The 13,074-nt window shown below is 38.7% G+C and carries 18 protein-coding genes, 1 pseudogene and 1 other annotated feature; of the genes and pseudogenes, 15 read left to right on the forward strand and 4 right to left on the reverse strand.

Going from position 1 to position 13,074, the window contains the following annotated elements:
* Nucleotides 1-121: 121 nt before the first annotated feature.
* Complete coding sequence (locus tag PCY06_RS04390) at nucleotides 122-610, forward strand: EbsA family protein (protein ID WP_008808776.1); 489 nt, start codon at nucleotides 122-124, stop codon at nucleotides 608-610.
* Here the strand turns inward: PCY06_RS04390 and PCY06_RS04395 are convergent.
* Nucleotides 607-804, reverse strand: a complete 198-nt coding sequence (locus tag PCY06_RS04395) for a ferredoxin (RefSeq protein ID WP_301335834.1) — start codon at nucleotides 802-804, stop codon at nucleotides 607-609. The two genes, PCY06_RS04390 and PCY06_RS04395, sit on opposite strands and share 4 nt — an antisense overlap.
* Nucleotides 805-849: 45 nt before the next feature.
* On the opposite strand from PCY06_RS04395, the gene PCY06_RS04400 reads away from it, so the two are divergent.
* From PCY06_RS04400 to PCY06_RS04425, 6 genes are all read left to right on the forward strand, one after another.
* Nucleotides 850-1,299 carry an SAG1386/EF1546 family surface-associated protein gene (locus tag PCY06_RS04400; RefSeq protein WP_008808774.1) on the forward strand — a complete coding sequence of 150 codons (450 nt, stop codon included), beginning with the start codon at nucleotides 850-852 and terminating at the stop codon, nucleotides 1,297-1,299.
* A gap of 9 nt (nucleotides 1,300-1,308) precedes the next feature.
* A complete protein-coding gene (gene cmk / locus PCY06_RS04405; RefSeq protein WP_008808773.1) occupies nucleotides 1,309-1,986 on the forward strand; it encodes a (d)CMP kinase in 678 nt (225 codons plus the stop codon).
* A 26-nt stretch (nucleotides 1,987-2,012) separates the two neighbouring features.
* Nucleotides 2,013-2,142 (forward strand) — a sequence feature (ribosomal protein L20 leader region).
* 117 nt (nucleotides 2,143-2,259) lie between these two features.
* Nucleotides 2,260-2,790, forward strand: coding sequence for a translation initiation factor IF-3 (infC, locus tag PCY06_RS04410; RefSeq protein WP_008808772.1), 531 nt, complete (start codon nucleotides 2,260-2,262; stop codon nucleotides 2,788-2,790).
* A 34-nt stretch (nucleotides 2,791-2,824) separates the two neighbouring features.
* Nucleotides 2,825-3,025 carry a 50S ribosomal protein L35 gene (gene rpmI / locus PCY06_RS04415; RefSeq protein ID WP_001125942.1) on the forward strand — a complete coding sequence of 67 codons (201 nt, stop codon included), beginning with the start codon at nucleotides 2,825-2,827 and terminating at the stop codon, nucleotides 3,023-3,025.
* A gap of 50 nt (nucleotides 3,026-3,075) precedes the next feature.
* Nucleotides 3,076-3,435: a 50S ribosomal protein L20 gene (gene rplT / locus PCY06_RS04420; protein ID WP_000124830.1), complete on the forward strand. Its 360-nt coding sequence runs from the start codon at nucleotides 3,076-3,078 to the stop codon at nucleotides 3,433-3,435.
* 134 nt (nucleotides 3,436-3,569) lie between these two features.
* Complete coding sequence (locus tag PCY06_RS04425; protein ID WP_045634900.1) at nucleotides 3,570-3,950, forward strand: VOC family protein; 381 nt, start codon at nucleotides 3,570-3,572, stop codon at nucleotides 3,948-3,950.
* A 66-nt stretch (nucleotides 3,951-4,016) separates the two neighbouring features.
* Here the strand turns inward: PCY06_RS04425 and PCY06_RS04430 are convergent, their stop codons facing one another.
* Together PCY06_RS04430 and PCY06_RS04435 are read right to left on the reverse strand one after the other, a co-directional pair.
* Nucleotides 4,017-4,757 carry an amino acid ABC transporter ATP-binding protein gene (locus PCY06_RS04430; RefSeq protein WP_008808770.1) on the reverse strand — a complete coding sequence of 247 codons (741 nt, stop codon included), beginning with the start codon at nucleotides 4,755-4,757 and terminating at the stop codon, nucleotides 4,017-4,019.
* Nucleotides 4,757-6,253, reverse strand: a pseudogene (locus PCY06_RS04435) (amino acid ABC transporter substrate-binding protein/permease); the annotation flags it as partial. The gene PCY06_RS04430 and the pseudogene PCY06_RS04435, both read right to left, overlap by 1 nt.
* 337 nt (nucleotides 6,254-6,590) lie before the next feature.
* Here PCY06_RS04435 and uvrB point away from each other — a divergent pair.
* The 8 genes from uvrB to PCY06_RS04475 all read left to right on the forward strand — a co-directional run bounded on the left by uvrB (nucleotide 6,591) and on the right by PCY06_RS04475 (nucleotide 12,505).
* Entirely contained in the window at nucleotides 6,591-8,579 is a 1,989-nt protein-coding gene (uvrB, locus tag PCY06_RS04440) for an excinuclease ABC subunit UvrB (RefSeq protein ID WP_008808768.1), read from the forward strand.
* Between the two features lie 106 nt (nucleotides 8,580-8,685).
* Entirely contained in the window at nucleotides 8,686-9,462 is a 777-nt protein-coding gene (locus PCY06_RS04445) for a hypothetical protein (RefSeq protein ID WP_061595713.1), read from the forward strand.
* Between the two features lie 31 nt (nucleotides 9,463-9,493).
* A complete protein-coding gene (locus tag PCY06_RS04450) occupies nucleotides 9,494-9,991 on the forward strand; it encodes a GNAT family N-acetyltransferase (protein ID WP_061595714.1) in 498 nt (165 codons plus the stop codon).
* 34 nt (nucleotides 9,992-10,025) lie between these two features.
* The gene (locus PCY06_RS04455; protein WP_061595715.1) at nucleotides 10,026-10,571 is read left to right on the forward strand and encodes a DUF1697 domain-containing protein; all 546 of its coding nucleotides are present in this window, start codon (nucleotides 10,026-10,028) and stop codon (nucleotides 10,569-10,571) included.
* On the forward strand, nucleotides 10,561-11,097 hold the full coding sequence (locus PCY06_RS04460) for a hypothetical protein (RefSeq protein WP_061595716.1): 537 nt from the start codon (nucleotides 10,561-10,563) through the stop codon (nucleotides 11,095-11,097). The genes PCY06_RS04455 and PCY06_RS04460 overlap by 11 nt, the downstream gene beginning before the upstream one ends.
* Nucleotides 11,075-11,518, forward strand: coding sequence for a hypothetical protein (locus tag PCY06_RS04465; protein WP_061595717.1), 444 nt, complete (start codon nucleotides 11,075-11,077; stop codon nucleotides 11,516-11,518). Before PCY06_RS04460 ends, PCY06_RS04465 begins: the two co-directional genes overlap by 23 nt.
* Nucleotides 11,519-11,589: 71 nt before the next feature.
* Nucleotides 11,590-12,015, forward strand: coding sequence for a hypothetical protein (locus PCY06_RS04470; protein ID WP_172858963.1), 426 nt, complete (start codon nucleotides 11,590-11,592; stop codon nucleotides 12,013-12,015).
* 22 nt (nucleotides 12,016-12,037) lie between these two features.
* Entirely contained in the window at nucleotides 12,038-12,505 is a 468-nt protein-coding gene (locus tag PCY06_RS04475; RefSeq protein ID WP_301387076.1) for an 8-oxo-dGTP diphosphatase, read from the forward strand.
* A gap of 40 nt (nucleotides 12,506-12,545) precedes the next feature.
* On the opposite strand, the gene PCY06_RS04480 is transcribed toward PCY06_RS04475, so the two are convergent.
* Entirely contained in the window at nucleotides 12,546-13,058 is a 513-nt protein-coding gene (locus tag PCY06_RS04480) for a transcription repressor NadR (RefSeq protein ID WP_046165657.1), read from the reverse strand.
* Nucleotides 13,059-13,074: the final 16 nt, after the last annotated feature.

A 13,074-nucleotide genomic window follows, 5' to 3' on the forward strand; every position in this document is an offset into this window, starting at 1 on the left:
AAGGTTGTTATTTCACCACTTTTTATTTTGAAAATTTCTTATAAAATAATCATTTTATAGGATGATTTATACTCCCATTTTTTCTCAAAATATGCTAAACTAGTTAGAGGAGGATGAGGATATGATAAAGATTTTTGGACAACTTCGATATCACTGGCAACCAGATCTTTCAATCTTAGTTATTTATTGGTCTTTATCTGTCATTCCAATCTTTATTGGACTGTCTTTGATGTATGAGAGTTCGGATGTTCCTACTTTAGTCTTGTTTTTCCTGTTTTTATTTATGGTTTTACTTGGTGTAGGAGTTCATCGTTATTTCACCATTTATGATAATGGGATTTTACGCATCATAACAGCTAATCCCTTTACGCCATCAAAAATCGACATATCAACCATTCGAAAAGTGGCTGTAACGAAAACATCGATCACACTATACTTTGATGGCAAAGAAAAAGGCCGAACTTTTTGTATGAGAAAGTGGCCTAAAAAGTATTTTGTGAATGATTTAGCTTTAAATAAGCATTTTAAAGGTGAAGTCGAATTAGTTGATAACTTGACACACATTGATTACTTTGAAACCTATTATGCTAATCAGGATAAACACTCTTAATCTTTTTTTAGAGCGCGTGTGGGACAATTTTTGATTGCTTCAAGAACATCATCTGATTCTTCAATATGAGTTTCTAGGAGCTCGTTATTGTTGGAAAATTTGACAATACCATTGTCATGGTAATCAAAAAGTTCAGAATAGGTTTGGCAGAGCCCACAAGCAATGCATCGTTCTGGAATGAGTGTTACTTTCATAGTCATATTGTAATAAGATTTTTAGAAAAATTCAAGGAGGAAGTCATGGCAAAAGAACCATGGGAAGAAGATATTTACGATAATGGAGAAAAAGATTTGAAAAGAACAAAAAAATCAAGTGATGTTTTAGCGAATAGAGTCCTAACTATTTTAGCGGTTATTTTCTTCATCATGGTCATTGTGATTGTTGCAGGAATGATTTATCTTTCTGTTGGTGGCGGTGGGAAGACAGCTGCTAAAGAAGGTTTTCTTGATACTAGCGCACCTGCTAGTAGTCAAGTAGCTAGTTCTGCACCTGCTGCAAGTTCTGAAGCTAGTTCTGAGAGCACAACAGCTTCATCTGAAGGAACTATTACTGTTCAAGCTGGAGAAGGAGAAGCAGCCATTGCTGCTAGAGCTGGAATTTCTATTGCTGAATTAGAACGCTTAAACCCTTCTCATATGACAACTGGATCATGGTATGCTAATCCAGGCGATGTTGTTAAAACTCGTTAGGAGGATACTATGAAACAGATTCAAATTGCAATTGATGGTCCAGCTTCCAGTGGGAAGTCTACGGTTGCAAAAATAATTGCTAAAGATTTGGGTTATACTTATCTTGATACAGGGGCTATGTATCGTGCAGCAACTTACCTGGCTTTGCAACATCAGCTGACTGCTGCTGATACAGAAGGTATCATTAGATTATTGGATGACTATTCTGTGAGTTTCGGTCGTTCTGAGTCTGGTCAACAGTTAGTTTTTGTTGGGGATGTAGATGTGACCAACCCTATTCGCGAAAATGATGTTACTAATAATGTTTCTTGGATTTCTGCTATTCCAGAAGTTCGAGAAAAATTAGTAAGCCTTCAGCAACAGATTGCCAGTCAAGGTGGCATTGTTATGGATGGTCGTGATATTGGCACGGTCGTGCTACCAGATGCCGAGCTCAAAATTTTCTTAGTGGCTTCAGTTGATGAACGAGCTGAACGTCGCTATAAAGAGAATTTAGAAAGAGGTATTTCAGCAGATCTTGAAGTCTTGAAGAAAGAAATTGCTGATCGAGATTATAAAGATAGTCACCGTAGTGTTTCTCCTTTACGTCCGGCTGAAGACTCCATCACATTTGATACGACAGGAGTAAGTATTTCTGATGTAGTGGCATTTATTGAGGAAAAAGCAAAAAAAATTCTTGACAAGTAATAAGAAACTTGGTATGATAGTAGAGTTGAGAAAAGCAGAAGTGAGAGCTTCTCGCCTTGCGACTAACGTTGTCTGGCTCTACGGATTAAGTTTCAGTAATGAAATACTATCATGTAGTGCGGGCTTGCGTTAGCAAGTCCGCTCTTGTTTTTCTCGAATACTTAACTAAGTTTGGTCTAATTTAGGGATTAAATGCTAGTTGGTTCATCTGACATAAACATTGAATTCTAAAATCTTGACTCAGATTTGGAAGAGTAGAAAAATAAAAAAGAGGTGAAAACTATAGCAAAGCAAGACTTATTCATCAATGATGAAATCCGTGTACGTGAAGTTCGTTTAATTGGTCTTGAAGGTGAGCAATTAGGAATTAAGCCACTTAGTGAAGCGCAAGCACTTGCTGACGATGCTAATGTGGACTTGGTTTTGATTCAACCACAAGCTAAGCCGCCTGTTGCGAAAATTATGGACTATGGAAAGTTCAAATTTGAGTATCAGAAAAAACAAAAGGAACAACGTAAAAAACAAAGCGTTGTAACTGTAAAAGAAGTGCGTCTTAGTCCGACCATTGATAAGGGAGACTTTGATACTAAACTTCGCAATGCACGCAAGTTCCTTGAAAAAGGAAATAAAGTTAAAGTTTCCATTCGCTTCAAAGGGCGGATGATTACCCATAAAGAGATTGGGGCTAAAGTTTTAGCGGAATTTGCTGAAGCAACTCAAGATGTTGCCATTATTGAGCAAAGAGCTAAGATGGATGGACGTCAAATGTTTATGCAGTTAGCACCGCTTCCAGACAAAAAATAATTTTGTCAAAAGTTAAAAAAAGGAGAAATTTATCATGCCAAAACAAAAAACACACCGCGCATCAGCTAAACGTTTCAAACGTACAGGTTCTGGTGGCTTGAAACGTTTCCGTGCTTACACTTCACACCGTTTCCACGGAAAGACTAAGAAACAACGTCGTCATCTTCGTAAAGCATCTATGGTGCATTCAGGAGATTTCAAACGTATCAAAGCAATGCTTACTCGCTTGAAATAAGAGCAAGTTAATGACTGAACAATTCTAGGAAATATTGGAGGAAATAAAACATGGCACGTGTTAAAGGTGGCGTTGTATCGCGCAAACGTCGTAAACGTATTCTTAAATTAGCTAAAGGTTACTATGGAGCAAAACACATCTTGTTCCGTACTGCAAAAGAGCAAGTAATGAACTCTTACTACTATGCATACCGTGACCGTCGTCAGAAAAAACGTGACTTCCGTAAATTATGGATCACTCGTATCAATGCGGCAGCTCGTTTGAACGGACTTTCATACTCACAATTGATGCATGGTTTGAAATTGGCTGAGATTGAAGTTAACCGTAAAATGTTGGCTGACTTGGCTGTTAACGATGCAGCAGCTTTCACAGCTCTTGCAGATGCAGCTAAAGCAAAACTTGGTAAATAATATCAAATTGGTCCTCAGGGACCTTTTTTCTTTTTATAATATTAGTATTTAAAAAAACATGACGTTTTATAAAATCGATAAATAGGAACCTAGTCTTGAAAATGTTATAATATACAAAAGGAGGAATTATATTTATGGCTTCAAAAATGTTACACACTTGCTTGCGAGTTGAGAGTCTTGAAAAATCAATCGCATTCTATCAAGATGCTTTTGGATTTAAAGAATTACGTCGTAAGGATTTTCCAGATTATGCCTTCACTATTGTCTATCTAGGACTTGATGGTGATGACTATGAATTAGAATTAACCTATAACTATGATCATGGTCCTTATGTTGTAGGGGATGGATTTGCTCACATTGCACTTAGCACACCAGATCTTGAGGCTCTCCATCAAGAACACAGTGCTAAAGGTTATGAGGTTACAGAACCAAAGGGGCTTCCAGGTAATCCACCAAACTATTACTTTGTTAAAGATCCTGATGGCTACAAGGTCGAAGTGATCCGTGAGAAATAAAAAGGATATAGTTTTAATATTTCAAAAAATAAAATAACTCCGGCAATTTTTTTTGCCGGAGTTATTTTATACATTAAGAACCTTGTCTAGGAAATCTTGTAAGCGTGGATGCCGAGGGTTGTCGAAGATTTGGTCAGGTTTTCCATCTTCAAGGAATTCACCATCTGCTGTAAAGATAACACGATTAGCTACTTGACGTGCAAAGCCCATTTCGTGAGTTACGATAATCATTGTCATACCTTGCTCTGCTAATTCTTTCATAACATTTAGAACGTCACCGACCATTTCTGGGTCAAGAGCAGAAGTAGGCTCATCAAAGAGCATAATATCGGGGTTCATAGCTAAGCCACGAGCGATAGCTACACGTTGCTTTTGACCACCAGAGAGGCTGTTAGGGCTAGCATCGGCCTTGTCAGCTAATCCAACCTTTTCTAGTAATTCCATTCCCAAGGCATCCGCTTCAGCTTGGCTCATACGCTTATGCTGAACAGGAGCGAAGGTGATATTTTCAAGAACAGTCATATGTGGAAATAGGTTGAAGTGTTGGAAAACCATTCCGATATTTTCACGAACTAAGTCTACATTAGTGTTTTTGTCAGTTAGATCAAAACCATCAACAGTGATGGTACCACTAGTAACTTCTTCAAGTAGGTTAAGACTACGAAGAAAAGTTGACTTTCCTGATCCAGAAGGACCGATAATACAAACGACGTCCCCTTCATAAAACTTAGCAGTAATACCTTTAAGGACTTCATTTTCTCCATAGTATTTGTGAAGGTCATTTACATCAATTTTTAATTTTGCCATTATTGGATCCTCTTTTCTAAGCGTTTAGCTAATCTAGTAAGGAAAGTAATAATCAAAAGATATAAAACAGCGAGAATAGCGTACATACGGAAACTTTGATAGTTACGAGCGATGATGTTCTTACCTGTTTGGAAGAGCTCTACAAGTCCGATTGCTGATACGATTGTAGTATCTTTAAGCGCAATTACAAATTGGTTGACAAAGTTTGGAAGCATGATTTTAGTTGCCTGTGGTAAGATGATTTTTCTCATAGTCTTAGAATAGGAAATACCCAAACTCCGGCTTGCTTCCATCTGTCCTACAGGTACTGCTTGGATACCGCCACGCACAATTTCAGCAATATATGCGCCTGAATTAAGAGAGAGAGCAATGGTACCAGCCACAAAATCGTTAATAGGACTTTGCTGGTTTGTAATTGATTCAATCAAGTTCGGTATACCCCAGAAGATAAAGGCAGCAAGAATCATAAGTGGCACACCACGAATGACATCGACAAAGATTTCAGCAATCCAACGTAGTGGTTTATAAGGGCTGACACTAAACATTCCAAAGATAATACCGATTACTAAAGCTATAGCGAAGGAAAGAAGTGCTAAAGCGATCGTTACACCAAAACCTTTAAGAAGTTGAGGATAATTATTCTTTAAGAGTCCCAAAATAGTTGATTCATCAACTTCTGATTCAGAAGAATTATCTGCTAGGTATTTTTCGAGAATCTTATCGTAAGTTCCATTCTTTTTCAAGTTAGCTAGTCCATTGTTGAACATCTTAATCAATTCAGGATTGCTTCCTTTTTTTACGGCGAAAGCCAATTTACCGCTAGGAGTTCCTTCGATAGGTGTTTTAAATTTTTTCCCTTGCTTAATGGCATATCTAATGACAGGTTCATCATCCATGATAGCTGCTACTGAACCGGAATTCAGACTATCATAGAGAGAAGCGCCATCAGAAAAAGTCTTAATTTTGTAACCATACTTCTTTTGATTATCAGTTAAGAAAGTTTGAGAGGACGTCCCATTTTTAACACCGACAGTTTTCCCTTTTAAGTCTTCATAAGAAGAAATGGTGCTGGATTTAGCCACAGCTAAGATTGAATTTGCTGAATAATAAGAATCTGAGAAATCGAAGGTCTTTTTTCGTGCATCCGTTACAGTCATTCCTGCAATCATACCATCAGCATGACCGGTTTGTACATCGTTAAGCGCCACATCAAAACCAGGATTTTTAATGGTGATATTGAAGCCTTGATCTTTAGCAATGGCTTTGATCAAATCCATATCAATACCTGTATATTGATTGTTATTGTCTTGAAAAACGAAAGGTGCAAAAGAGGAATCACTGGAAATAACGTATTTTGATTTTACAGGTGTTGCTTTATCTTCTGCATGAACAACGCTACTAGCAAAAGTAAGTAGCGAAGAGAATGTTAGTAAAAGTGCTATAATTTTTTGTTTCATACTAGTCTCCTTTTTAGAATATTGTACGATTATATCAGAAATTGACGAAGATAGCAAATTTTAACGAGTTTATGTTAGATTATATAACATCAATCACTTAATCTCATCGATTTGGAAACATGCTGTGTTTACTGATTGCCCTATTTTAGTTATCATTTTCAAGCAATTAATAGTTTTGTTATTTTAATAAGATTTATTACCTATGTTTCAAAATTCAATTTGCATAGTTTAGAACGGACTTTATTCTTGTCTGTCAATGAAATGTAGGATAAAAAAAGAATGATGATAGAGTTGTGGACCATTGGCTCACATCCAAATCCAGAGAAAATAGGGCAAATATGGTAAAATGATAGAAGCACAATTTGAGGAATAAAAGATGATTAACAGAATAACAGATAATAAATTTGAATTGATTTCCAAGTATGAGCCTTCAGGAGATCAGCCCCAGGCTATCGAGCAGCTGGTGGATAATATTGAGGGCGGCGAGAAAGCCCAGATTCTCATGGGGGCGACTGGTACTGGTAAGACCTATACCATGAGTCAGGTTATCGCTCAGGTCAACAAGCCGACTCTGGTTATCGCCCACAATAAAACGCTGGCTGGCCAGCTTTATGGCGAGTTTAAGGAGTTTTTCCCCAATAACGCGGTGGAATACTTCGTTTCCTACTATGATTACTACCAGCCTGAGGCCTATGTGCCTTCCAGCGATACTTATATCGAAAAGGATAGCTCGGTCAATGACGAGATTGATAAGCTCCGTCACTCAGCGACATCTGCCCTTCTAGAGCGCAATGATGTGATTGTCGTGGCTTCTGTCTCTTGTATCTATGGTCTGGGTTCACCTAAGGAATACTCCGATAGTGTGGTTAGCCTGCGTCCTGGACTAGAGATTTCTCGTGATAAGCTACTCAATGACTTGGTAGATATCCAGTTTGAGCGCAATGACATTGATTTTCAGCGGGGGAAATTCCGGGTTCGTGGTGATGTGGTAGAGATTTTCCCAGCTTCTAGGGATGAGCATGCTTTTCGGGTGGAGTTTTTTGGAGATGAGATTGACCGGATTCGTGAGGTTGAAGCCTTGACAGGTCGAGTCTTGGGCGAGGTGGACCATTTGGCCATCTTCCCAGCCACCCACTTCGTGACCAATGAAGACCACATGGAAGTAGCCATTGCTAAGATTCAGGCGGAGCTGGAGGAGCAGCTAGCTATCTTTGAGAAGGAAGGCAAGCTTCTGGAAGCCCAGCGCTTGAAACAGCGCACAGAGTACGATATCGAAATGCTGCGCGAAATGGGTTATACGAATGGTGTTGAGAACTATTCTCGCCACATGGATGGTCGGAGCGAAGGAGAGCCGCCTTATACCCTTTTGGACTTTTTCCCTGATGACTTCTTGATTATGATTGACGAGAGTCACATGACCATGGGACAGATTCGCGGTATGTACAATGGCGACCGCTCTCGTAAGGAGATGTTGGTTAATTATGGTTTCCGCTTGCCGTCTGCCTTGGACAACCGTCCGCTGCGCCGAGAAGAATTTGAAAGCCATGTTCACCAGATTGTCTATGTATCGGCTACGCCGGGCGACTATGAAAATGAACAGACGGATACTGTTATTGAGCAGATTATCCGACCGACAGGGCTTCTGGATCCAGAGGTGGAAGTCCGCCCAACTATGGGACAGATTGATGATCTTTTGGGTGAAATCAATGCACGTGTTGAAAAGAACGAACGCACCTTTATCACAACCCTGACCAAGAAGATGGCGGAAGATTTGACGGACTACTTCAAGGAAATGGGAGTCAAGGTCAAGTATATGCACTCGGATATCAAGACATTGGAGCGGACTGAGATTATCCGTGATTTGCGCTTGGGTGTCTTTGACGTTTTGGTTGGGATTAACCTGCTACGCGAGGGAATCGACGTACCCGAGGTTAGTCTGGTGGCAATCCTTGATGCGGACAAGGAAGGTTTCCTCCGCAACGAGCGTGGCCTGATCCAGACCATCGGTCGGGCAGCCCGCAACAGCGAAGGGCATGTTATCATGTATGCCGATACCATGACCCAGTCCATGCAGCGCGCTATCGATGAAACTGCCCGCCGCCGGGCAATCCAGATGGCTTATAATGAAGAGCACGGCATTGTACCGCAGACTATTAAGAAAGAAATCCGTGACCTGATAAGCGTGACCAAGGCAGCCCTGCCAGACAAGGAAGAAACTGTCGAAATCGAAAGCCTCAACAAGCAGGAGCGCAAGGACATGATCAAGAAACTGGAAGGCCAAATGCAAGAAGCTGCCGGACTCCTCGACTTCGAACTGGCCGCACAGATTCGCGATATGATTCTGGAAATAAAGGCGATGGATTAAATAATATAATTTGTACCAAAGTTACGAACTAAGCTTTTAATTTCTTTTTTAGTCAATAAGTTGTTATGTAAAAATAAGATAGAGAAGTTTAAGTGGGGGAATTGAAGTGAAAAAGGATCTAATTAAACTAATACTTATTTTCTTTATTTCAATTTTTGTGATAGGCATGATACCGATAGTTCAATTTATTTGGGCATTTATGCCGACAAAACTTGTTACGAAAGAGGAAAAGCAGCATATTGAATATGTTGTGAACACAGCTTTTGAAGATAATTTAGGATTGAAGGTTAAAAAAATAGAGATTCCAACTTGGGTTAGTCATGTTACTTATCAATATGAAGTAAAAGTTCAATTGACTGAAGAGGCGGACAAAATTTTAACAGATGAGTTAGAAGAAAGAACTTATTCCTATTACGCTAATAGTGATGATGAGCCATCTTCCATATTAACAGATCTTACCTTTTCTTCTGTCTTAGATACAAATTCCCATCCAATGTTGAATACCTTATATTTTGACAAAGAGTCTGTTCTAAAGCCGGTGAAATTTAAGAAGCTGAGTACAGATTTAGATTACGATGTAACTGACGACCAAAAAGGGTTTTATCGTGATTTGGTTCAAATTAAAAAGGAACTAAAGTATAATCCCAAGACAGAGAAGTATGAAGCATCAGCAGAGAACATAAAGAAATTGAGAAAGGATATGATCCGATTATCAGAAAAGTATGGGGCTCAATTGAATTTGTATCTCAATCTGGAAGGTCGAATTCCTGATGGTGCGACTCTAACTGATTATGTTGATTTTACTACCTTACCCAAAAATGTTTATGTAGTTGTTTGGGGAGAAAATGGGAAATTAGATAGTAATGGTTTTCAGGCGGAATAATCTAGATAGTTTTATTCAAGGAGAAAAACAAATGGTCATCACTATCAAAGCAATGGAAACAGCTGAGGAGATAGAAGGGAAATCCCGAGTTCATTGGCAGACATGGCGTGAAGCTTATGATGAGATTTTGCCTGCGGAATTTCAAGAGCAGATGACTTTGGATAAGTGTCGATTTTATAGTCAAAAGTATCCTGAAAATACCTTGATCGCTTTGGATGATGCTAAAGTGGTCGGCTTTGTTAGCTACGGTGATTTTCGAGACTCAGATACAAGAGCGGGTGAAATTTTCGCCTTGTATGTCTTAAAAGATTATTATGGCAAAGGTGTAGGACAGCAGTTAATGCAGGCTGCTTTTGCTGCCTTGGATGGTTATCAAGAGATTGTATTATGGGTTTTAGAAGATAACAAACGTGCCATCGCTTTCTATAAAAAAATGGGTTTTGTTTTTGACAGTGAGGAAAAAGTCATCGACTTAGGAAAAGCCGTGAAAGAAAAACGGCTGATTTACTCGAAAAACTCTAACAATTAGTTTGGACATAATAGATATATTTTAAGGAGCACACATGCGTTATGCACTTTTACTCCGCGGTATTAATGTCGGCGGAAAAAACAAGGTCGTTATGGCTGATTTGAAGAAGGATTTAGCAGAGTTGGGTTTTGAAAACCCAGTTTCCTACATCAATAGTGGCAATCTTTTCTTTGAGAGCGAGGAGCAGGAGGAGAGGATTCGGGAGATATTGTCGGCTTATTTTAGTCAGTCTTATGATTTTCCTCTGCCTTTCGTCCTTGTCAGCTCTGCCATGCTTCAAAAAGAAACAGCCAATCTGCCTACTTGGTGGCAGGATGAAACAGCCTTTCGGCGAGATGTTCTCTTTTATCTGCCGGAGACAGATAGGGAAACTGTTCAAGAACTGGCGGGTAACTGGGCAAATGACAAGGAGCAGCTGCATTTTGGACAGACGGCTTTCTTTTATAGCAATGCTGACCAAGCGGACTATCTCAAGTCCAACTACCATAAGAAACTGCTCAAATCTAGTTTTTACAAGCAACTAACCATCCGAAACGGTAAGACTTTCCAGAAGATTGTGGAGTTGGTGAATGAAAAGTAAAACCAAAAAGAAAAATAAAAACAAAAGAAAAGTAAAAGTTCAGGGGAACAAATTTATCCTTTGGTTGGAAAAACATTGGATAGTAGAAGCTCTTTTAGGTTATATATTCTTTATAATGGTTGGTCTTGGCGTGGGATATTTAACATTTGGTAATGAGAGTATTCCTGCTCCGCTTCGTGAGTTTAGTTATATTAGCCCCTTGTATCTAAATTTGTTTCTTCTGGTTACTTTTCCATTCTATTCTTGGTTTGGAAGTCTGAGAGGAGAGGGGAGCAACTCGCTGGAAGATATTTCAGAATTTTTTCTCTATCTAAATGGCCTGATTTTTCTTTTTCATTGTTTTGTAGGGATTAGATTGAAACACGGAAAGGGTTTTTTGCCACCTTTAATCAGTTTGGATTCTCGCTATGTCTGGTTTCCGATTGCTACCTATCTAATCTTTTTCTTCATTTCAGCGTTAACGATATTGATTTTAAAATATAATGAAAAAAAGAGGGAAAAACATGACCAAAGAAAATTTAATTAAATTGTTTTCATTTAAAACACTCTATCTGGCCTTGCTAACTTTCGTCATTCTTCATTTGATTTTGTTAGCTTTTGGCCTATCCTTTACTCCGTTTTTGTGGAATAGTTGGTTTTTCATTCTTTGTTTGACCCTTTTTATCCATCCTTGGATCGTCTTTTTAAGAACAAGGATTTTTCAATGGTACCACCTTATCTTTCAATTATTCAGTGCATTACTGGCACTTTATCTTTGGTTTGCAGCGTTCTTTGTTTTGTCAATCATCCAGAATCCAGCCATTCCTATCAATATAGACTATCATATACAAGATAAAGAAATCATCATTGTCAGGGGTTTTGTGGTCCATAGTACCTATGAACACCATGAATTGATCAATCCCTTTATCATGAAGTCAGAAGTAAAATATAACGAAGATATGTTTTAATAACTTAGAAAGTGAGTTGATCCATAGCCTGTTTGAGATCTAGTCATAATCTTGAGAAGAGGAAAAATATTATGAAATATTTAAATGTGTATAGAATAGTTTATCTTGCCTTGTTATCCTTCGTCATTTTCCATCTTATTTTATTAACATTTGGTTTAGCATTTATTTCTACTCTGTGGAATTTCTGGTTTTTTTGTCTTTGTTTAACCTTATTGTTCCATTTATGGGGTCGATTTTATAAATCAAGGGTAGGTCAAAAGCGCCATCTTATTCTAGAGCTCTTTAGTGCTTTTGTAGTTTTTTGTATCTGGGGTGTTTCGCTTTTAGCTTTTTCTTTTATAGAAGATTCACGCATTCCAATTACAGTAGATTGTAGGATAGTAGATAGGGAAGTTATCATCGTTAGAGGATCTTTGCTTCATGGTTATCGTGAATACCACGATTTAGTTAATTCTTTTATGATGAAGTCCGAAGTAAAATTTCGGGATGAATATTAACAAATAGAAAGTGAGTGAATCCATGTCACGTGCCCAAGAAACGATTTTAACTAATATTTGCCTTATAGAAGATCTCGAGAACGAACGTGTGGTTATGCAATACCGCTCTCCTGAGCGTAATCATTGGTCTGGCTATGCCTTTCCGGGTGGCCATATCGAGAAGGGCGAGTCTCTCCATGATGCAGTTGTGCGTGAGATTTTAGAGGAAACAGGTTTAACCATTCGTCATCCAAAATTGGTCAGGGTAAAGAACTGGCATACGGATGAGGGAATTCGCTATATCGTCTTTTGCTACAAAGCGACTGAATTTTCTGGTCAGATTCACTCGACAGAAGAGGGCGAGATTTCTTGGGTAGACAAGAATGCTCTGCCAAAACTAGACTTAGCCTATGATATGCTAGAACTTCTGCGTATGATGGAAGATGAGGAGCTTTCGGAATATTACTATCACGAGCGGATAGAAGGTGGATGGCGTAAAAGTATGTACTAAAAAAACTGACTAGGTTAGATCCTAATCAGTCTTTTTTTGTTTACTCCAACAAAAACCCCAAATCCCTCAAAGCAGTCTCAACATAATCCAAATCCTGTTGAGAGTCAGCTTGGATCAGGTGATAGTGAACTCCATCTGTCAGCTCAGATAAAGGACGGAATTGAGATCCTTCGACCTGTTGAAGAAAATGTTGGACATCACGGCGACAGGTCAGCTTCAGGTAAGTCTGTATTTCACCATAAACTGGATGCTCAATCAGAATATTCTGGACTCGACCACCATTATCAACAATGGCTAATAGTTCAGTTTCCATATCTTCTACGCCATGTTTAATCTTGAATAGCCGATGAAAAGTAGGAATGTCGTCAGTTCCTTTATATAGATATCCACGATTGGTTGAAAGAATGGGAGCACCATCAGCTCTAAGCAAGGCAATATCTTGCACAATAATCTGCCTGGTCACATGGAAATGCTCAGCCAAAGCTTGACCATTGATAGCAACACTAGATTGTTTTAAAAGTTCTAATAATTTTTCTTTTCTTTGCTTTGTCATAGCTTCATTTTAAGAC

The sequence above is a fragment of the Streptococcus sp. SG1 genome (genome assembly GCF_030439935.1).
Classification (GTDB): domain Bacteria; phylum Bacillota; class Bacilli; order Lactobacillales; family Streptococcaceae; genus Streptococcus; species Streptococcus gordonii.